Origin of the sequence: Variovorax sp. SRS16, assembly GCF_901827165.1 — a bacterium.
In the GTDB taxonomy this organism is placed as follows: Bacteria; Pseudomonadota; Gammaproteobacteria; order Burkholderiales; family Burkholderiaceae_C; genus Variovorax.
This window is the reverse complement of sequence record NZ_LR594667.1, coordinates 620,317-638,029: the sequence shown is the minus strand read 5'-3', so window position 1 is coordinate 638,029 and position 17,713 is coordinate 620,317. Positions and strand designations below refer to the sequence as shown.

General features: G+C 62.2%; 19 protein-coding genes, 6 tRNA genes and 1 pseudogene. 12 read left to right on the top strand and 14 right to left on the bottom strand.

Annotated features, from left to right (window positions below; translation table 11 throughout):
- The first annotated feature begins 4 nt into the window (after positions 1–4).
- Together E5P2_RS31240 and E5P2_RS31235 are read left to right on the top strand one after the other, a co-directional pair.
- Positions 5–493: a nucleoside 2-deoxyribosyltransferase domain-containing protein gene (locus E5P2_RS31240; protein ID WP_068673935.1), complete on the top strand. Its 489-nt coding sequence runs from the start codon at positions 5–7 to the stop codon at positions 491–493.
- Positions 494–541: 48 nt separating this feature from the next.
- Positions 542–1,399, top strand: coding sequence for an NAD(+)/NADH kinase (locus tag E5P2_RS31235; RefSeq protein WP_068673936.1), 858 nt, complete (start codon positions 542–544; stop codon positions 1,397–1,399).
- Between the two features lie 66 nt (positions 1,400–1,465).
- On the opposite strand, the gene E5P2_RS31230 is transcribed toward E5P2_RS31235, so the two are convergent.
- Entirely contained in the window at positions 1,466–1,915 is a 450-nt protein-coding gene (locus tag E5P2_RS31230; RefSeq protein ID WP_068673938.1) for a peptidyl-tRNA hydrolase, read from the bottom strand.
- Positions 1,915–2,214 carry a hypothetical protein gene (locus E5P2_RS31225; RefSeq protein WP_068673940.1) on the bottom strand — a complete coding sequence of 100 codons (300 nt, stop codon included), beginning with the start codon at positions 2,212–2,214 and terminating at the stop codon, positions 1,915–1,917. Before E5P2_RS31225 ends, E5P2_RS31230 begins: the two co-directional genes overlap by 1 nt.
- A 148-nt stretch (positions 2,215–2,362) precedes the next feature.
- Here E5P2_RS31225 and istA point away from each other — a divergent pair.
- Positions 2,363–3,885 (top strand): annotated as a pseudogene (gene istA, locus E5P2_RS31220) (IS21 family transposase).
- Positions 3,878–4,717, top strand: a complete 840-nt coding sequence (istB, locus tag E5P2_RS31215; RefSeq protein ID WP_162570835.1) for an IS21-like element helper ATPase IstB — start codon at positions 3,878–3,880, stop codon at positions 4,715–4,717. Before istA ends, istB begins: the two are co-directional and overlap by 8 nt.
- Here the strand turns inward: istB and E5P2_RS31210 are convergent, their stop codons facing one another.
- Both E5P2_RS31210 and E5P2_RS31205 read right to left on the bottom strand, forming a co-directional pair.
- On the bottom strand, positions 4,718–5,509 hold the full coding sequence (locus E5P2_RS31210; RefSeq protein ID WP_162571053.1) for a glutamate--tRNA ligase: 792 nt from the start codon (positions 5,507–5,509) through the stop codon (positions 4,718–4,720). It lies immediately after the preceding gene.
- Positions 5,510–6,736: 1,227 nt separating this feature from the next.
- A tRNA-OTHER gene (locus tag E5P2_RS31205) sits at positions 6,737–6,820 on the bottom strand.
- Between the two features lie 150 nt (positions 6,821–6,970).
- Between E5P2_RS31205 and E5P2_RS31200 the strand changes: the two genes are divergently transcribed.
- Positions 6,971–8,214, top strand: a protein-coding gene (locus E5P2_RS31200; RefSeq protein ID WP_162571052.1) for an IS3 family transposase whose coding sequence is annotated in 2 segments (ribosomal slippage) — positions 6,971–7,268 and positions 7,268–8,214 — 1,245 coding nt in all. Because the reading frame shifts where the segments join, the coding sequence is not laid out codon by codon here.
- A 101-nt stretch (positions 8,215–8,315) separates the two neighbouring features.
- On the opposite strand, the gene E5P2_RS31195 is transcribed toward E5P2_RS31200, so the two are convergent.
- From E5P2_RS31195 to E5P2_RS31175, 5 genes are all read right to left on the bottom strand, one after another.
- Positions 8,316–8,389: transfer RNA gene (locus E5P2_RS31195), tRNA-Asp, on the bottom strand.
- 51 nt (positions 8,390–8,440) lie between these two features.
- Positions 8,441–8,516, bottom strand: a tRNA-Arg gene (locus tag E5P2_RS31190).
- 10 nt (positions 8,517–8,526) lie between these two features.
- Positions 8,527–8,603, bottom strand: a tRNA-Asp gene (locus E5P2_RS31185).
- A gap of 9 nt (positions 8,604–8,612) precedes the next feature.
- A tRNA-Arg gene (locus E5P2_RS31180) sits at positions 8,613–8,688 on the bottom strand.
- A 43-nt stretch (positions 8,689–8,731) separates the two neighbouring features.
- Positions 8,732–8,808, bottom strand: a tRNA-Glu gene (locus E5P2_RS31175).
- 523 nt (positions 8,809–9,331) lie between these two features.
- Between E5P2_RS31175 and E5P2_RS31170 the strand changes: the two genes are divergently transcribed.
- Complete coding sequence (locus tag E5P2_RS31170; protein ID WP_162571051.1) at positions 9,332–9,727, top strand: hypothetical protein; 396 nt, start codon at positions 9,332–9,334, stop codon at positions 9,725–9,727.
- A 119-nt stretch (positions 9,728–9,846) separates the two neighbouring features.
- Here E5P2_RS31170 and E5P2_RS31165 read toward each other — a convergent pair whose 3' ends face one another.
- On the bottom strand, positions 9,847–11,115 hold the full coding sequence (locus E5P2_RS31165; protein WP_162571050.1) for a site-specific DNA-methyltransferase: 1,269 nt from the start codon (positions 11,113–11,115) through the stop codon (positions 9,847–9,849).
- A 163-nt stretch (positions 11,116–11,278) separates the two neighbouring features.
- On the opposite strand from E5P2_RS31165, the gene E5P2_RS31160 reads away from it, so the two are divergent.
- On the top strand, positions 11,279–11,569 hold the full coding sequence (locus E5P2_RS31160) for a hypothetical protein (RefSeq protein WP_162571049.1): 291 nt from the start codon (positions 11,279–11,281) through the stop codon (positions 11,567–11,569).
- A 42-nt stretch (positions 11,570–11,611) separates the two neighbouring features.
- On the opposite strand, the gene E5P2_RS31155 is transcribed toward E5P2_RS31160, so the two are convergent.
- Both E5P2_RS31155 and E5P2_RS31150 read right to left on the bottom strand, forming a co-directional pair.
- Complete coding sequence (locus E5P2_RS31155) at positions 11,612–12,076, bottom strand: hypothetical protein (RefSeq protein WP_162571048.1); 465 nt, start codon at positions 12,074–12,076, stop codon at positions 11,612–11,614.
- Positions 12,077–12,332: 256 nt separating this feature from the next.
- A complete protein-coding gene (locus E5P2_RS31150) occupies positions 12,333–13,340 on the bottom strand; it encodes a hypothetical protein (protein ID WP_162571047.1) in 1,008 nt (335 codons plus the stop codon).
- A gap of 318 nt (positions 13,341–13,658) precedes the next feature.
- On the opposite strand from E5P2_RS31150, the gene E5P2_RS31145 reads away from it, so the two are divergent.
- Positions 13,659–13,892, top strand: coding sequence for a hypothetical protein (locus tag E5P2_RS31145; protein ID WP_162571046.1), 234 nt, complete (start codon positions 13,659–13,661; stop codon positions 13,890–13,892).
- A 178-nt stretch (positions 13,893–14,070) separates the two neighbouring features.
- Here E5P2_RS31145 and E5P2_RS31140 read toward each other — a convergent pair whose 3' ends face one another.
- On the bottom strand, positions 14,071–14,349 hold the full coding sequence (locus E5P2_RS31140) for a hypothetical protein (protein ID WP_162571045.1): 279 nt from the start codon (positions 14,347–14,349) through the stop codon (positions 14,071–14,073).
- Entirely contained in the window at positions 14,339–14,827 is a 489-nt protein-coding gene (locus E5P2_RS31135; RefSeq protein ID WP_162571044.1) for a hypothetical protein, read from the bottom strand. Before E5P2_RS31135 ends, E5P2_RS31140 begins: the two co-directional genes overlap by 11 nt.
- Positions 14,828–15,275: 448 nt before the next feature.
- Between E5P2_RS31135 and E5P2_RS31130 the strand changes: the two genes are divergently transcribed.
- The 4 genes from E5P2_RS31130 to E5P2_RS31115 all read left to right on the top strand — a co-directional run bounded on the left by E5P2_RS31130 (position 15,276) and on the right by E5P2_RS31115 (position 17,673).
- A complete protein-coding gene (locus E5P2_RS31130; RefSeq protein ID WP_162571043.1) occupies positions 15,276–15,941 on the top strand; it encodes an alpha/beta hydrolase in 666 nt (221 codons plus the stop codon).
- 69 nt (positions 15,942–16,010) lie between these two features.
- Positions 16,011–16,412, top strand: a complete 402-nt coding sequence (locus E5P2_RS31125; RefSeq protein WP_162571042.1) for a hypothetical protein — start codon at positions 16,011–16,013, stop codon at positions 16,410–16,412.
- A gap of 133 nt (positions 16,413–16,545) precedes the next feature.
- On the top strand, positions 16,546–17,187 hold the full coding sequence (locus E5P2_RS31120; RefSeq protein WP_162571041.1) for a hypothetical protein: 642 nt from the start codon (positions 16,546–16,548) through the stop codon (positions 17,185–17,187).
- Between the two features lie 111 nt (positions 17,188–17,298).
- Positions 17,299–17,673 carry a hypothetical protein gene (locus E5P2_RS31115; RefSeq protein WP_232080949.1) on the top strand — a complete coding sequence of 125 codons (375 nt, stop codon included), beginning with the start codon at positions 17,299–17,301 and terminating at the stop codon, positions 17,671–17,673.
- Positions 17,674–17,713 lie beyond the last annotated feature (40 nt).

The window sequence follows — 17,713 nt, the reverse complement described above, 5'->3', positions numbered from 1 at the left end:
CCAAATGCACATCATCTTTGCACAGCAGCCCCTCGAAAAATCCATCTTCCTCGCGGGCCCCACGCCGCGCGATGCCGCCACGAAGTCCTGGCGCCCGCAAGCGCTGGAGATTCTTCGGGGTCTGGACTTCGACGGGAAGGTCTTCGTCCCCGAGACGGTTGGAGGCGGGCTTCCTCCCAACACGTATGACCCGCAGGTGCAGTGGGAATGGCAGGCCCTAAATCAGGCCACAGTGGTCGTGTTCTGGGTGCCCCGTGACGTCGCAACCCTGCCTGGCTTCACGACTAACACCGAATTCGGCTTGCTGGCGGCGTCGTCAAAGTTGCTGCTGGGCTTTCCTGGAGACGCGCAGAAGATGCGCTACCTTGACCGCCTGGCACAGCGCTACCACATCCCCGTACACGCCGACCTGGCCGAGCTGCTGGAGGCGGCGGTCGAGAAGACGAAGAACCCTTACCCCTTCAACGGGGCCGGCGCAGAGCTGGCCTTCTAGGTTTCCCCAAAGAACAAGTTTTCCGATTCCTGCACCGCAAAAACAACAATGACGACCCTGGCCCTCTTCAGCAAGCCCAACAACCCCCACGCATGGGGTGTTCTCAACGAAATCGTCTCCTGGGCGCAGCTCAAGGGCCTACGGGTTCTGGTGGGGCCCGACAAGGGCGGATGGGACGGCAAGAACTGGAGTTCTGAGCTCATCGAGTCGGCCAGGCAGGAGGCGGACATTGCCATTGCCATCGGCGGGGACGGCACCCTGCTCGGGGTGGCTCGCAACCTCTTCGGCTGGGGCAAACCCATTCTTGGCGTCAACCTTGGAACCCTCGGCTTCCTCACCGACGTTGCTGCCAAGGACATTGAACGGATGCTGGATGCTATCCAGGCCGGCGAGTACACGGTCGAGGACCGCATTCTTCTGGAGGCAGGGCTGGACGGCGAAGAGTCGAGGGGGCTTGCCTTCAACGACGTCGTGTTCACAAACGGCGGCTTCGGCCGGCTCGCTCAGTTCGACGTCTTCGTGGACGAGCAGCCCGTCTTCTCCCTGCGTGCGGACGGGCTCATCATCACGACGCCCACCGGCTCGACCGCCTACGCCCTGTCGGCCAACGGGCCCATCCTGCACCCCTCCTTGGCAGCCATCGCCCTGGTGCCACTGAACCCACATTCGTTGACCGCAAGGCCCATCTCGCTTCCGAGCTCGGTGAAGGTCGAAGTCGTTGTGCGAGGGACGGTGGAGTCGAGGGTGGTCTGCGACGGGCAGCCATACGGCGGGCCGCTCACGGACGGAACGCGGGTCCACGTCTCGCAGGGTGCGACCACCGTGAAGATGCTGCACCTGAAGGACTACAACCTGTTCAAGACGCTTCAGCAAAAGCTGAACTGGAGCTCGCCGCGCGAGCGTTGAGCGCCTGACCAGGAAAAGCGCCCCCAGCGTCGATGACGTGGGGGCGTTGGAATGAGACGCACGGGGCTAGCGCGCCAGCGTGAATCGCTTGGTGATGTTGGCGACCTCGTCCTTGTAGGCTGGGCCGATACCAACGGCAGTGATGATGGGCTTGCCGGTGAAGTGCGGCAGGAGAATATGGCCCCGGTCGATGATGAGCTCGCAGGGCAGGCCCGCGGCTTTCGCTTCCCGGTATGCGCGTATCAGCTGGCCGACGTTCTTGCCGTACATCACGAGCTTGGTTCCGTTGCCGCTGCCTCGGTACTGAGCGGTGATTTCCGGTCGCTCGAGCTTGGCGCGGTCATGGGCCAGGTCGAACGCGTGACCGCACTGTGCAGCCAGCTTGCCGGTCGGCATCTGGAGGTCCGCACGATAAAGCGCGTAGAGCGCCAGTGGCCGATGGTCCGCCGTGAAAGCTGCCATCGTGCGTGCCCGCTCGTCGAGCATGGCTTGGATGTCAGGGTCGAAGGCTGCCATCAATGGGCCCTCTGCCGCACCCACACCTCGGCGTCGCAGAACCCGACTGGCACGCGCTTGCCGGTGTCGGTGAATGCTGTCAAGGCCAGCGCTGGCGCGCGAAGCGGTTCGTTTTCCGACCAGGTCTTGGCGAGGAATTCGCCTTCGGCCAGCTCGAGGCCGGGCACGTTGACGCTCAGAGTCCCGTACGCCTCGCCTTGCCGGGATTGCACGATAAACGCGAGCGCTCCGTCCCGATAGCGTGTCTCCCTGACCTCGAGGTCTTGACCGTAGGCCTTGATTGTTCCGATGAGTTCCATGGTTTCCTAGTACGAAGTGGTCCTGCTTCGTATAGGTGTTGACGCCGACCGAAAACTGACCATCTAGAGGTCGAAGTGCCTACTGAAAATTGACCAGGGTGTTCCACTGACCTGCTGAAACTTTCAGCAGGGAAATTAGGTGATCACCATGGACATGATTGGCAAGGTCAGGCGCATGAAGCTGCGCGACCAACTCTCCCTGAGCGAGATTTCCAAGCGAACCGGCTTGGCCCGAAACACGGTCAAGAAATGGCTCAAGGCCCCGGCCATGAGCCTCCGAAGTACGAGCGACGCGTCGTTGAGCGCAAGCTCACGGCGTTCGAGGGCACGCTGCACCAGGCGCTGGCGGCCGATGCGCACCGGCCCAAGCAAAGCCGGCGTTCTGCAAGGGCACTGTTCTCCCAGATCCAGGCGCAGGGTTACCGCGGTGGCTACAGCGCGGTCACGGACTTCATCCGGGCGTGGCGCACGCGCTCTGACAGCAGTCCGGCCAAGGCGTTCGTGCCCTTGAGCTTTGAGTTGGGCGAGGCGTTCCAGTTTGACTGGAGCGATGAGGCGATGGTGGTGGGCGGCGTGTTCTACAACGTGCAGGTCGCGCATTTGAAGCTGTGTGCCAGCCGAGCGTTCTGGCTGGTGGCGTATCCCAGCCAGGGGCACGAGATGCTGTTTGACGCGCACACGCGCTCGTTCCAGGCGCTTGGCGGGGTGGCGCGGCGGGGCATCTACGACAACATGAAGACCGCGGTGGACAAGGTCAAGCGGGGCAAGGGGCGCATCGTCAACGCGCGCTTTGCGGCCATGTGCAGCCACTACCTGTTCGACCCGGACTTCTGCAACGTGGCCTCGGGTTGGGAGAAAGGGGTGGTGGAGAAGAACGTGCAGGACAGCCGCCGGCGTATCTGGATCGAGGCGAGCACCCGGCGCTTCGGCTCATTCATCGAACTCAATGCCTGGCTGGCAGAGCGTTGCCGCTCGGTGTGGGCCGACACGTCGCACCCGATCCATCGACAGTTCACCGTGGGTGAGATGCTGGAGTTGGAGAGGGGCCACCTCATGTCCATGCCGACGCTCTTTGATGGTTATGTGGAGCGCCTGGCCCGGGTAAGCAGCACCTGCCTGGTGGTGGCCGCCCGCAACCGTTACTCGGTGCCGTGTGAATGGGCGGGTCACATCGTGAGCACCCGGGTGTATCCGGAGCGGGTGGAGGTGGCTGCCATGGATGCGGTGGTGGCCAGCCACGCCCGGCTCTCGGGCAGTGGACAGACCGTCTTTGACTGGCAGCACTACATCGACCTGGTGCAGCGCAAGCCGGGTGCGCTTCGCAATGGAACACCCTTCCTGGATCTGCCGCCTGCGCTGCTGCGGCTGCGGCAGTCTTTGTTGCGCCACGCCGGAGGTGACCGGGTCATGGCGCAGGTGCTGGCGGTGGTTCCGCAGGCGGGTTTGGAGGCGGTGCTGGTGGCTGTAGAGCTGGTGCTCGAAGGCATGGCCCCCAGCGGCAGCATCAGCGTGGAGCACGTTCGCAATGTGCTGGCGCGGTTGAACAACCCGGTGACCCCAATGCAGGCCGAGACCGCGCTGCAATTGACCTTGGCGCCCAAGGCCGACACAGCGCGGTACGACCGGCTGCGTCCCACCCACCTGGATGATCAGGAGGTGCGTCATGCGTGATACGACACGGGATGTTCACGCGCAGCTCAAGGCATTGAGGTTGAACGGCATGGCCGTGGCCTGGGCGGATCTGGTCGAGCAAGGTGGGGACTCGACGCTGGATGCCTCACGCTGGCTGGTGGAGCATCTGCTGCAAGCCGAAGATGCGGACCGGGCGATGCGCTCGATTGCGCACCAGATGAAGTCGGCCCGCTTCCCCATGCACCGCGACTTGGCCGGGTTCAACTTCGAGGTGTCGCAGGTGGACAAGGCGCTGATCCAGAAACTCTCAGACCTGTCCTTCACCGACGATGCGCAGAACGCTGTGCTGATCGGTGGGCCTGGCACGGGCAAGACGCACCTGGCCACCGCACTGGGCATTGCCGGGTTGAGCCGGCACGCCAAGCGGGTGCGGTTCTACTCCACGGTGGATCTGGTCAACGCGCTGGAGCAGGAGAAAGCCCAAGGTCGCGCAGGCCGCATTGCCATGAGTTTGGTGCGCATGGACCTGGTGGTTCTGGACGAACTGGGCTACTTGCCGTTCAGCCAGTCCGGTGGTGCCTTGCTGTTCCACCTGCTGTCCAAGCTCTACGAGCACACCAGCGTGATGATCACGACCAACCTGACCTTCGCGGAATGGTCCAGCGTGTTCGGGGACGCCAAGATGACCACCGCGCTGCTCGATCGGTTGACGCACCACTGCCACATCATCGAGACCGGAAACGAGTCCTACCGCTTCCGCCACAGCTCCAAGGAGGCCAAGGGCCGCATCAAGTCCAGGGAGCAGGAGCGCAAGACTTCAGCCAGTCAACCCTTGAATGAAGGGAGCGAGAAACCAGGAACGTCTCTATAGTTATCCACAGCTGACCTCCTGCGGAGGCAGCCTTAGCCCCTGGTCAAAATTCAACCGGCACAGCTGGTCAATATTCCATCGGCGCCAACAGCCCCAGCCCAGGCGGAGCAAAAAGTTGCACATGGCGTCTGCGCCGATGCCGTCTGCCTGGAAGTCGAGCAGCGACTTGGCGCCGTCCGACTTCGAGAGCTTCTTGCCGGTCTTGAGGTCGCAAAGCAACCCGATATGCGCGTACTGGGGCACGGCGGCGTCTAGCGCATCGTAGATGGCGACCTGCTTCATGGTGTTGCTCACGTGGTCGTTGCCGCGGATGACCAGGTTGATGTCAAAGTCGATGTCGTCGACGACGCTCGCGAAGTGGTACGTCGGCATGCCGTCCGATTTCAGCAGCACCATGTTCTTGATGAAGTCGAGGTCGAGCTTCGTGACCTTGACTGTGCCGAGCGCTCGGTCGTCGAACGATTGATGGACCAGGTCGTGCTGCAGAAAGACCGCGCCATCGCGGTGGACCGCCCTGCCCTTTGCGACCAGGTCGCCGGCGACCGTTTGGTAGCGGGCCTGCCGGTCGCTCTGCTTGAAGGTGAGGTCGTGGCCGAGCTTGAGGTAGTCCATAGCCTGGTAGATGACGTCAACGAACTGGTCCTGCGACTTGGCAGTGTTCGTGTCGTCAATGCGCAGGAGGAACTTGCCGCCAGAGGCGCGCGCGGCCAGCCAGTTGAAGTAAGCCGTGCGTGCGGTTCCGAGATGGAAGAATCCAGATGGGCTTGGGGCGATGCGTGTGTTGTAGACCATGGGTGCTCAGAGAAAGAGGTTCAGGACAAAGTGGCGTGCGCTGATACGCTAGGCTTAGAGCAAAGAGGCAGGGCTGGCCACGCGAACTGACGCGCGAATGCTCTTCGATGGCGTGCCTTCATAGACGCCCCATTCGGTTAGCCGACGCCGGAGCGACTCGAGGCTGATTCCAAACTCCTTTGCAACAGACTCGAGGGATTCGCCAGGCAGACGGCTGGCCCATCTGGCGCAAATGGCCGCCTGGGGATAGCGGGCTTCGAACACGCGGTTTGCCGCTAGCGTCAGCGCCACGCGATGCTCATGAGCCGCAGTCAGGCAGTGGGAGATTCTGGCTAGTCTTCGCTTGCCCATCAGTGGTGCAACGCGACTCATCAAGTCCTTTGCCGCATTGCCGTGTACTGCTGCGATGTAGCTTGCCTTCCACCCAACGCGCGTGGGCGCTTGGTAGCAAACGGTCGTTGAGACGAGGCGGGAGAACCGGGCAACGACGTCCTCGTCGGTCATTTTCAGTGAGACGCGTGTGCGCCCCTGGATGAAATCGAAGCTCCCCTCCCCTTCAAGTAGCCCAGCTGTCCATTCCAGCGAGACCTCCGACGGCTCGTCAAGGGCCGGGTAGCAAGCTTGAGTTGGTGGTGAACTTGACGCATCTGAGCATGAGTCATGCTGCGCGGCTCGACTGACCTTGCAACCCAGGATGTTCAACCGACGGGACACGGAGCTACGGCCAATGCCAACGGAGTTTGAGAACGCCCGAAGCGATACGCCCTCTCCTCGGCCTAACCAAGCCGCCAATAGAGCCGAATCCGAGATGCGGGCCGACGCCTGGCCAAGTCGCTTCCTATGCTGGCTGTTTTGAGCGACTGCGTCGAGGCACTCGTCGATACGGATGCGACGACGGACCCCCCTGTAGGGTTGAACGAGTTGCATGTAGTAAACCGCTCGCTTGCCGGTGACATGGACAGCGTAGGCCTGCTTGTGGTGCGCCGCCGCTTGAGAAACCGGATGCACCTTCGCGTTCATAAGCCCAGCTACCCTCTGCGCAACGTCAAAGTCTGTTGTTTGAAGGCTTATGGCAACGCGCTTGGAGTTTCGCAGGAACGAACCCTCCCCCTCAAGGTACCCCGCCAGCCACGCGATAGTCTTGAAGTCCGTTATCAGAAAGGGTGCTCGGCGGTGAGACATTGGCAGCTGGCTCGTCGGAGAGGTGGATTAACGAACTGAGTTTAGTGGCCCGTCCGGAGAGATTCGAACTCCCGATTGCAGCTCCAACTACGGCGTACTGGCTTCGAAGACCAGACCGGCTACGGACGGATTTCGAGGCGCTAGCCCCGAGAGATTTGGAGTCACGTACGGGATTCTGAGCTGGCCCCTTGAATGACAGGACACGGTCTATCGCTTATCTTTCAAGATAGGAGTAGGACTGTGAGTACGACTAGGAATACGGATACCGTTGAAGTGATCATGAGGGACCAGCGCCGTAGGCGCTGGTCCCTTGGAGAGAAGGCCGCACTGGTTCGCCAAAGCTACGAACCGGGCATGAGCGTGTCGCTGGTTGCACGCCAGGAAGGCGTTGCCGCCAGCTTGTTGTTCCAGTGGCGCAAGCTGGAGCGACAGGGAGCGTTGACGGCGGTCTCCGCTGGCGAGGCCGTGGTGCCGGCTTCTGAGCTCGCCGCCGCTCGTGCCGAGATTGCCAAGCTGCAGCGCGTGCTCGGCAAGAAGACGCTGGAGAACGAAATCCTCAAGGAAGCCGTGGAGTACGCCGCCGAAAAAAAGTGGATTGCGCGCTCGCCCTTGCTGAACGGGGACGGCCAGTGAAGGCTGTCTGCCAGGCCTTGGGGTTGGCGCGCTCGAATGTTCATCGCCTGCGGACCCGCCCAGAGAACTGGATCGACGCGCGCACACAGAGACCGGCGAAGCTCAGCGACGCCACGTTGCTCGACGAGATCAAGGCGCAGATCACCGAGTTGCCAACCTATGGCTACCGACGCGCCTGCGCACTGGTGAACCGGTATCGAGCCAACACCGGCGCTGCGCGCGTGAACGCCAAGCGCGTCTACCGCGTGATGGCGGGCCACGCGTTGCTGTTGCCGAAGGCACCCCGACGGCGCCAGTCCAGCCGGCCTCACGAGGGGAAAGTGGCGGTCGCGCACAGCAATGTGCGCTGGTGCTCGGACGGCTTCGAGATCAAGTGCGACTCGGGACAGACAGTCACCGCGACCTTCACCAAGGACTGCTGCGACCGCGAGATCCTTGCCTTCCGGGCTTGGGAGGGGAAGGGGCTGCCGGGCGAGCCGGTGCGTGAGATGCTCATCGAAGCCGTGGAAAAGCGCTTCGGCAACATCGATGGCATCCCCGGGACTCACACGCTGGAGTTCCTCTCGGACAACGGCGGCGCGTACATCGCGGCCGAGACCCGGAAGATTGCTCGACAGCTGGGCCTGAAGCCGGTGAACACGCCCGTGTGTAGCCCGCAGAGCAACGGCATGGCCGAGAGCTTCGTCAACACATTTAAGCGCGACTACGTCAGCCGCATGGACCTCGCCGACGCGAGAACGGTGATGGCGCAGATGGCCGCGGCCTTCGAGCACTTCAATGAGGTACACCCGCACTCGGCATTGAAGATGAGATCACCCAGGGAGTTCAGGCAGCATCGCGCTGCCCAACAGCGTCTTGCTCAGATCGAGCAGGCGCTACATTGCGAATAGCCCGTGTCCTGAAATACGGGGGCAAGATCAATTCCAACCCGTGTAATCACCTTGAGAAGGTGACGTCCTGAGCACTAGACGAACGTGACGTAAAAGCTTTGCAGAGCTGACGGGACTCGAACCCGCAACCTCCGACGTGACAGGCCGGTGCGCTAACCAGTTGCGCTACGGCTCTGCAAAACTTTCATATCTGACAAAACTGCCCTTGGCAGCGCTTTCGCGCCGCTGGCGCATCCGGTCTGAATTGAACAGACGACCTCCGGCTTCGGACGCCGGCGCTCTATCCCCTGAGCTACGGGTGCATCGAATGATTGGCGGACTAGATGGGGCTCGAACCCACGACCTACCGCTGGACAGGCGGTTGCTCTTCTCAGCTGAGCTACTAGTCCTTGCAAGCATGGCGCGCCATCCTGGAATCGAACCAGGAGTCTCCAGGTTCGCAACCTGGTGCTCTATCCATTGAGCCAATGGCGCAGTTGTTTAAGGCGCGTCGGCGTCACTCGACACGCGGCGAATTTGGTACTCCGTGCGGGATTTGAACCCGGCCTGCCCAGGGTGAAAGCCTGGTGACCTCAACCAGAAGTCGAACGGAGTAGGAAACCTTTAAGATTTCGACGGATATAGCTCCGCCTCGGTGTCTAAAACCGATGGTCCGCATTGCCAGGGGAAGCTTCCCGCGGCAAGGCAAAACCAAGCTCTCCGAGTCCTGTTGGACGCAGCTAGCGGGAATACAGAGGGAGGTGTCGTGAGACTTTGGCCGTCTGAGGGTCCGCCAGCTCACTGGCGGAGACGACCAGTGACTGCTTAGGAGCGCTCGTCGCGCTCCGCACGTTCATCACGACGCTCATCACGAGCGCAGTCGACCGTCCGGGAGACCCGGATGGAAGCGGCGGTGATGTTGAGGGCGTTCATGATGTTGCGGTCAGTCAGGTTTGAATGTGTGAGCATTATAGGTCGCGGAGTTTATACGCGCAAGCCTTTTTTAGAAAAATTCGTTCTGCGTGCGGGTGCCCGGCGTTAGAGGATTTTCGTGGGTGCGGCGTTCACTCCCTCCACTCTTTGACGGCGAGTACTGCTTCCGTCGTGACCCTCTAACCAACCTTTGAAAGGTACTCAAATGAAAACAGACTTGTATTCCACTCACCCCCTCCACTGGCAACAGTGTGACGCCTTCGAGTTTCGCGTGCACCATGTACTCCACGCTGAATGCCGGTACGAAGTCGGGCCAGGAGCGGCCCGCGACGTTATCGACGCGACCTTCTCGCTGTTGATTTCCTCGGCTGGAGCGGTAGCCCGCGCTGAGTTCGCGCGCGTCGTAGCTGCGAACGAGGCGCTACGATTCCCTGCGCCCTCTGCCGTGCCGGTGCAGGTCGAAGGCATCTTTAAGTTCGCCGGCGAGGACGGGAAATGGGGGCTGCTTGGTGCAAAGTGGACCATCTGGGTAGCGGAGGCATCTGTCGACTCGGAACTTCCGGCCGCGCTAGAGGACTGGCTACTGTTGCATCCCCGATGAGTAGATACGGTTCATCCTGGCGCGAGCCAGGAGTAGAGCGCCGGCGCAGGCCTGTCCGGAAAAAAAGGAGCCGCCGAACCTAGGTCCGGCGGCTTGAATGAAGTGAAGCTGTGCTCCGGCTACGCTGCCATCAGCTCCAGGTCGGCCTGAGCCTTCCTTGGTAGCAGCAGCGACTGCACGAAGCCTTCGGCCTGGCGGAACCGCGTGGCCCCGCCGAGCACGTACTCGACCATGCACTCTGTCGACAACCACCTGCGGCCAAGCCGTTCAGCAGCGTCCGCGGTTGTGAACGAACCGCCAAATGGGTCTGCCACCAGGTCGCCGGGCTCCGAGAGGAACTCGACCAGGAACGACGCAAGCTTCAGGGGCATGGGCGCTCCGTGCGCAGGCAAGCCGAGTGCTCGAGCATCCCGCTTGTAAGCAGTCTGAGCGGCACACCGGTGGCCGTACGTGAGGATGTTCCGCGGAATGCGGCCGGCGGTCTCGTTGCCGTAGCTGCCAGGCCGAATCGAATATGCACCATCGGAGTTGCTGGTATCGCGGGTCTCGCCGCCACGCTGGATGAGCCTCAGGTGCTCTTCAGTGTGGGCTTGCAGCACCCTACGGTTGTCCGACTTGACCCGGTGAGGGTCGTTTGTCAGCCAGTAAATTGGCTCGTACGCCACGTTGAGCTGCGTGCGCGCCTTGCTGGCATATTGGAACGGGCCTGGGGCCTTCGAAGGGTTCGACCAGATGAGCTCGTCCATCTTGTGGAGACCGAGCCGGTCATGCAGCGCCAGCACCAGCCGCTCGCGGTAGAGAGAGCGCGCCGGTGAGCCGGGCAGGAAGATGTCGTTGGAGATGTTCAGGCAGATGCTGCCGCCAGGCACCAGGTTGCGAACAACTGGCTCCAGCGTCTTGCAAATCCAGTCGACGTACTCGGGCTCCGTGGGATTGCCGTATTTTCGGGCGCTGGCCAGAGGATACGGCGGGCTCGTGATGACAAGCGTGATGGGCGAGTCGATGCTGGCGAAGACCGTTTCGCATGAGCCTAGGATGGCAATGCCCAGCTTCGTGGAGAAGCCGACCACCGAAACTGTGGGCTCGATGCGGTTCAGGTCCTTCGACGCAGGTCGCGTAAGGCGCCAAACGCCGCGCTCGCCCTCGACGTGCTCGAGGATGCCTGCCTGCTTCAGCGTTTGCTGGTACCAGCGGCACTTGCGCTTGAACACATTAAATGAAGCGCCTTCTTCGCCCGTGGCCTTGCGCAGGCTCACGGTGTCGTCAGGCAGTTCCATGCCGACGGCGACGGCCTTGTACAGGCTGTCGTTGTCCAGCGTACCTTCCTGCTCCTTGGAGTAGGCGTGCAGGACGCTCGAGAAGAGGTCCATTTGGTTGTTGGGGGTCATGAGGTTGCTTGTGGTTGTCCTGCTTGCGTGTAGCTAGCTCGACCCCGTGACCGCGATTTCTTCCGAGAACCCCGCCTGTCGGAGCGCTTCAACGAAGCACTTGGCAAGCTCGGGGTCGCTCACTAGAATCGCCGCCCCACTCCGGGGGCCTTTGAAAGTACACATGCAACACGACAACCCTACCCCCGACCCGAAAGACTCCCCGGTTTTCTACAGCGGCATCAAAGAAATCTGCAATAACCTGACTAGCGCGCAGATTCATGACGAGGAGGCGCAGCCGAGTTCGACAGATGCCGGCCGGCTCGCGGCTGACCTGGCCGCAAAAACCGGGGTGCCCCTGCCGGAGGTTTGGAAGGAAGTTTTCGAGATTTCTGGGGACGTAGCCGAGGAGAACGCCGCCGACCAGGACCTGGCTATCGACGGGCTGGGCCCGAACCCAGAGGAATTGCCCTGAACCGGCCGGCCGAGACGCCCCGGACTCCACTCGCGGGCTGAGCTAGTCCTGTGGCGGCGGCACCAGCCACAGCTTGGCGTCGGGCCCATCGGTGCGCTCAGCGGCCAGCCGCCCGGCGCTTTCCGTGCGGGCGACGCTCTCGGCCTCGTTCAGGCAGACGCTTTGGCCACGTCTCGGCCCATAGCGTGCCTCGAGCTGCTCGGTCGTTTGAAGGACCATTCGGCCGTACGGCACTTCCTGCTTCCATTGGTGGTAGGGGCAGCGCGGGTCGGTGCAGTAACCGGTTTTGCCCTCGAGCGGCTCCTCACAGTGGTGGCACCAGGTTGGCTCGTCAGATTCGTCGGTACCGGGCGCACTCGCGGCCATGAGGCTGTTCCAGGAGATGTGGCCTCTCGTCACTGCGACGGCTTCTTTTGCCATGCACAGCGCGAGTTCAATCCCCTGACGAGAGAAATACGACTTCAGCGCCAATGCCGCTTGGCCTGGCGATACAAAACGAGCGGGCATGCAAATGCTCCTTGCTAAAACAAAGGGGTTCTTGGATTCGGTGTCGTCCTCTGGTACACGCGAAGCCTTTGCTTTTGCAAGAAGTTCGGAGGTGCTTATGCCCCGAATTGCCTACCTGCTTTCACAGGTGAGGACGGCTCATCAGGGATGTCGTGCTCAAAGTATAAGAGGCATGAAGCCGCGTCGGCAATGCCTTCTCGCCAAGAAAAAGCCGCCGGACTGAGTCCGGCGGCGAATGGTTTAGGCTAGGTCGCCCTCAAGCTACGTTGTAGCGTGCTTGCAGCATTTCCTTGTGGCCCCTCGCTTCCTTGAGCGCGTTGGCCAAGAGCACCGCGAGCGGCTCATCCTTGTCAGGCAACTCGGCATCGGTGTCGAAGTCGCCAGACCGCTCGTCGAAGATTTGGTAGTTGCTGCTCATGTCGAGTTCATCGAGCATCTCCCAAGTCCGTACGTAGACGGCAAGCGTGTCATCCCGAAGGGTGACCACGAGCTCTGTGGCAAAACGATTGCTGAGCTTGAAGTTGTAGCTTAGCTGCACGTAGGGGCTACCTTTGTCTTCCTCGATGGCCCGTTCATCGCGGCCGTCCATCCGCTTGGCAGCCTTGAGCAGGCCGGTAGCGTCAACGGCTTTCTCGAGCCGGTCCTTGAGCACGACCAGGGCGTCCTCTTTGTCAGCCTTGAGCGCCGAAACTTCGGCCGACCACTGTTCAATATCCGCCAGAGAGGGTGACTCGCTGGCCTTCTCGCTGCGCTCTGGAGCCTGCGGGTTAGCGGGTTCCTTGGCGACATGCTCCTCCGGCAGCGTATCCGCGTCCAGTTCGAACCGCCCGCCTGCCAGCTTGCCGACGAGCGTCTTGGAGTTGACGAGCACCGAGTAGTACTCGTCGTATTGGTCGTAGGTCTCACCCTCATCGATGCGGCCGTCGTCTTCGAGAAGAGCACGCTGAAAGCGTTGAGCCGCGATTTGGCCGCTTGGTGCCCAGATGCTACGTTGCTCGTCGAATGTATCGCCTCCGAGCCGGCCGCAGACCACCCAGAGCTCATCGCCTGTGGCGCTAGCGAGCGGCTTGGAGGCCGCAGCACCTGGGCGCTGCTTGCCACCGCGCGGGGCTTCATTGGCTGCAAGGACGTTCCAGGAGGCGTAGCCCCTGGTAAGCGCCACGGCCTCTTGGGCTGTGCCCAGGTCGACCGGGATGCTCTTGCGACGGAAAAAGTTCTTCAGCACCACAGCGGCTTGGCTGGGCGTAGGTTGGGTAACGTTCACGTGAAATACTCCTTGCAATACGCGCGTTGGCGTGAATGCATGCTGTCCTCTTTACATACTCGCCTTTGCGCAAAGCAAAAAGTTCGTGTGTGTGTCCTGAATGCCCCGTTTCACCGTACCTGCGTTAGCAGGCGAGGACGGCGCGCTGGGGCTGCGCGTGCTCAGTATATGCAGCTAACCAGGAGAGCCCCGCCGGTAAGCTAGCGTGCCGGGGGTTGCTGGGCGCGCCGGCCCCTGTCCTCCCGAAGCTTGCCCGGAGCAGGGCTCGACGCGGCGGCGGTTGGCTATAGAAGACAGGAAAACTTCAGCAGATACCACATGACTACTTCAATTGTCTTTGTTGCCGTCAAAGGCGACCAGGAGGTCGATGTTGCACGAGTTGAACTTCAGCTCCTTCATCCAGACCTTGCCCAAGGGCTCGACCCTAATGAGTTCTCATCTTTTCTGCTCCTCCTCGTGCCTGAGGTGAAGCGCCGATGGTTAAGCACCCACGACAAGCTCATTCTTCGCATCTACCAGGGTGGCGAGCTGGCTTGGACCCAAGCCTGCTGACCCAGGGCGCGAAAATTCAGCGGCCGCTGCTCCCTCCCGGACAGCGGCCCTTCTTTCGGGGTTGGTGGCGGGGCCAAGCGCCCGATGCTCACTACCGGTGCCTGCGGCGCTGCGGGAACGCTCACCGAGCACAAGGCAAAGCCGGGCCCAAATAGGGCCCGGCTTGGAATGACGTTGGTTAGGAGGCTGCCTTGAGTCTCGCCAGCGCGGCGGAAACGAGAGGCAGGCCGGTGTCGAGAGCCTTGAGCTCTGCCTCCGTCGCGAGACGGCAGACCTCGTCTTCAAAGGACCAGCGCCAGTTGCTGGAGCAGTGCTGCCCGTCAAGGTGGGTAACCGTCCCGCTGGCGCCGAGGTTGTCCCTGACGACAAAGAAGTCGTCGCAGAACTCGATGACCTGGCCAGGCTGGAATGCGGGAGCGAGCTCCGGGCGGACGGGCCGTGGTTGCTCAGAAGGCATTCGATGCTCCGGTCAGAAAGTCGATGTAGCGGGCGCCGGCGCCATTCTGCTTGAAGCGCGCCAGCACCTTTCCATCGTTCAGCACGTCCTCGGCGTAACCACGCTTATCTGAGGCCGATACGGCCCAGTCGCCAGTGTGGAACGCCTGATGCCGGTAAACGGAGCTACCCGGCAGCGTTCCAGGTGCGGCCAGGTCGATTCGAACGATGCACTGGTCTTCGATTTGCAGCTCGGCCTCGCCATCGGCTGACGCGAGGAGCGGCAGCTTGCGCTTGCCCGCCGACCGTCCGATTTGCCCGATGACGTGGTCTTGCTCCGGCCAGGCGCGGCCTGTCTTGGTGTCGCCGAACCAGAGTCGGACGGCATATCGCGTCTTGAACGCTGCTTCGAGGGCAGCGCGCACCTCGACGCCCGTTTCGGGGTGAAACCAGAGGTTCTGGCCTTGTTGGTACTTCGAGAGGGATGCGTGTGTTGGCATGGGTTCCTTATCGACTGAGAAGAAGTAGTTCTTCTCGGTCTAGCCACCACTAGCCGGTGCCCTCCCCGCTTCGAGCTCGCCCCGCGGTCGTTCAGAGCACGTGGCTTCAGGGCGCTGGCCCCTCGGAGCGGGGCTTCTCGTCACTCCAGAATTCGGCTGTAATGCGTAGCCGGCCAAACTCCTAAAACCACTAGGCCGCCATCGTCTGTCCGCTTTTCCACAATGGAGGGGTTCATGGCACTGGCATCCTTGATGGCCGCGAAATCGCGTCAACTTTGGTCGGCCTCCATGGCCGTTGCAGTCCTGGCGGCGGCGCTCTCAGGCTGCGCGGGCCTGGCGGGGCCCCCCAAGCCAATGGTCTTGGACGTTTTCTTCGGAACGGACCGCAAAGCTGTTGAGGGCCCGGAGAGATTTGGAAAAGAGGGGGGGCCCAATCGTCCTGGGGGCCATGAAGGTGAGCGTCCCACCTAGCCCTATTCATCAGATGGGCCGTATCGAAAGGCCGTCCTCCTGGCAGAAGGAGAGCACCGAAAAGCACTTCGTAATTCTCGACCAGCGGGTGCTGACTTCCGCACAGTTCTACCAAGAGATGAACACTGCGCTTAGCCGGGCGCCAGGTGTGAAATCTGCCTTCCTTTTCATTCACGGGTTCAACGTTCCCTTCGTAGACGCGGCATACCGGACCGCACAAATCTCCGCCGACCTGGGCCTATCCTCGGTCCCCGTTTTTTACAGTTGGCCCTCCAATGGTTCCCTGCCCGCGTACACCTGGGACTTCACGGCCGCCTCGCAAACCATTCCCCGGCTGGTCGCAGTCGGTGCCCCCGTCAGCTTGTACGCCTCCCAGGCGGACAAAGCGCTGACGGCATCTATGGGTCTCTGGGGAGGAGTACGGGCGGGCTCCGCCGGCGCCGACCTCATCGTCCTGCCGGGCCTGGAGACGATGGACGCTTCAAACGTCAACACGGATTTCCTCGGCCACTCAGCGTACGGTGACTCGCGCATTCTCCTTGGCGACCTGGCAGCACTTTTTCGAGGGTTCGGAGCGAGCAGCCGGTTCGGCCTGACGAAGGTGCCGACGGCCACAGGCACCTACTGGGAATTCAAGAGGTAGCTCGAAGCGCCGCGCCACGGCCTCCCTCGCCTTCCGCTTGCTACACAGCGAAAGGACACAGAGGACACCATGCATGCTGAATTTCATCCGGGGAACATCTCCTCCGGGATGGCGCTAGCCGTCGAACATGCCGAAGCTGGTTTCCACTTCGAAGAGGGCGGCTGCTGGGCCATGGCGGTAGCGCTCTACGAGCGCTTCACCCTACTAGGCGCAGCTCCGGTACTCCGCTACCGTGCGGACGGCTTCACCCACGCTTGGGTGGAGGTCGATGGCGTCGGCTACGACCACCAAGGCAATCTGTTCTCGCTCCCCCTGGGCGCCACGGTCGCGTCGGCCGCCGAGATGGCGGACATCGCGGCGCGATTCGGCGTTTCGACCGAGGACTTCGAGGCGGACAAGGCCTGGGCGGACCAGGTCGTTGCCACAGCTAGCCGCCTTCTCGCCTGGCGCGTCACCTGTGACGCCAGCTAAGCGCACCCCTCCCTGCTTACAACTGGCGCCCCTCACCGGGCGCCATTTTCTTGCCTAAACCGCGCCGGCGGTCCGGCAAGCTCGGCGCCTCGCCCTTCGCTACACGCCTGTAGGTCAACTACGAAGGAACGAAATGCCTGAATTCAACAAGGCCCGGGGCGTCATCTGGGAACACTGGTACCTCGAGCTCGAGAAGCTCGCGGGCAAGCATGGCGTATCCGTCGCCGACGAGGACGCCTGGATGGGCCCCTACGAGGACGGGCAAACGCCCGAGCAAGCGCTCTACGAGGAGTATCCCGAGTTCAAGCCTGCCGACGCATCGCCCTGCGCCCAACACGAAAAACCATGTTTCGAGTGTCCATGGCGGCGCAACAGCGCTCCTGGCTGGCTCGGAGCCTCGGAGCCTGGCGAGTTTCTGGCACAAGCTGACTCGGGTATCCGGATGCCCTGCCACACGGCAGGCATCGACTACGAAAGCCCGAACTGGGAGGAGCAGGCGAAGACCTCAGCACAGTGCGCAGGTCACGCCATCTTTCTGGCGAACCGCTGCAAGCTGCCGGCGCCCGGTGCGCTGAAGCTTCCTGCGGACCACGAGGCGGTGTTCACCCGTCCTCATGAATTCGTGGCTCACCATGCCCGCATGGCGCCTGCGCAGCTCGAGGCCACGATGATTTTCGACCTCTATCGTGTCACTCGCGCAGCCAAGTCGAATGGCAGCGCGAAGCCCTCTGCTACCAAGGCCAGCAAAGCTCGCAAGGGCACCGCAACCGCCTAGATTCGCGCGCTCGCCGCGCTCAGCCCTCCGCTTAGACGGAGGGCTCTTTTTTTCTGCCAAAAGTCGCCACGCCGCCGTGCCGCCTAGGCCCAGCAGGGCTGGCTAAAGGCGGTGACTGCACTGCGCAACCGCACTTCCTTCACGCACATGACTCGCAAACTTGCCCCCTTCGGCCTCGCGGCCGCCCTCCTGCTGCTGCCGCTGGCAGCGACCGCAGCCGATGACGACCTCTTGGCTACGGCAGGAAAAATCGGTTACGGCCTTCGGGTTGCCGAAAAGTGCGGCATGCCCTCCGACGCGCTCGAGCGTCTCTCGGACGCACTGGCCGATGTGGTCGCCGCGGAGGCGGACCAGAGCGGTGCCGACCGCCTGGCGCTGGGTAAAGCGGTCCACGCTGCCGTGGACCGGGCCAACAACGAGTTCCCCGGGAAGCCTCCGCTCGAGGTCTGCACCAAGGTCATAGCAGACCTGGAATCGCTCACCTGACCATAGCCAGGGTCCACGCGCTTGGCCCTAAGGCGGGCTT

What these genes read in the sequence shown, in the direction of transcription:
- E5P2_RS31240 (WP_068673935.1), top strand. Translation starts at nt 5, where the DNA reads ATGCACATCATCTTTGCACAGCAGCCCCTCGAAAAATCCATCTTCCTC.
- E5P2_RS31235 (WP_068673936.1), top strand. Translation starts at nt 542, where the DNA reads ATGACGACCCTGGCCCTCTTCAGCAAGCCCAACAACCCCCACGCATGG.
- E5P2_RS31230 (WP_068673938.1), bottom strand. Translation starts at nt 1,915, where the DNA reads ATGGCAGCCTTCGACCCTGACATCCAAGCCATGCTCGACGAGCGGGCA.
- E5P2_RS31225 (WP_068673940.1), bottom strand. Translation starts at nt 2,214, where the DNA reads ATGGAACTCATCGGAACAATCAAGGCCTACGGTCAAGACCTCGAGGTC.
- istB (WP_162570835.1), top strand. Translation starts at nt 3,878, where the DNA reads ATGCGTGATACGACACGGGATGTTCACGCGCAGCTCAAGGCATTGAGG.
- E5P2_RS31210 (WP_162571053.1), bottom strand. Translation starts at nt 5,509, where the DNA reads ATGGTCTACAACACACGCATCGCCCCAAGCCCATCTGGATTCTTCCAT.
- E5P2_RS31170 (WP_162571051.1), top strand. Translation starts at nt 9,332, where the DNA reads ATGAAAACAGACTTGTATTCCACTCACCCCCTCCACTGGCAACAGTGT.
- E5P2_RS31165 (WP_162571050.1), bottom strand. Translation starts at nt 11,115, where the DNA reads ATGACCCCCAACAACCAAATGGACCTCTTCTCGAGCGTCCTGCACGCC.
- E5P2_RS31160 (WP_162571049.1), top strand. Translation starts at nt 11,279, where the DNA reads ATGCAACACGACAACCCTACCCCCGACCCGAAAGACTCCCCGGTTTTC.
- E5P2_RS31155 (WP_162571048.1), bottom strand. Translation starts at nt 12,076, where the DNA reads ATGCCCGCTCGTTTTGTATCGCCAGGCCAAGCGGCATTGGCGCTGAAG.
- E5P2_RS31145 (WP_162571046.1), top strand. Translation starts at nt 13,659, where the DNA reads ATGACTACTTCAATTGTCTTTGTTGCCGTCAAAGGCGACCAGGAGGTC.
- E5P2_RS31140 (WP_162571045.1), bottom strand. Translation starts at nt 14,349, where the DNA reads ATGCCTTCTGAGCAACCACGGCCCGTCCGCCCGGAGCTCGCTCCCGCA.
- E5P2_RS31135 (WP_162571044.1), bottom strand. Translation starts at nt 14,827, where the DNA reads ATGCCAACACACGCATCCCTCTCGAAGTACCAACAAGGCCAGAACCTC.
- E5P2_RS31130 (WP_162571043.1), top strand. Translation starts at nt 15,276, where the DNA reads ATGAAGGTGAGCGTCCCACCTAGCCCTATTCATCAGATGGGCCGTATC.
- E5P2_RS31125 (WP_162571042.1), top strand. Translation starts at nt 16,011, where the DNA reads ATGCATGCTGAATTTCATCCGGGGAACATCTCCTCCGGGATGGCGCTA.
- E5P2_RS31120 (WP_162571041.1), top strand. Translation starts at nt 16,546, where the DNA reads ATGCCTGAATTCAACAAGGCCCGGGGCGTCATCTGGGAACACTGGTAC.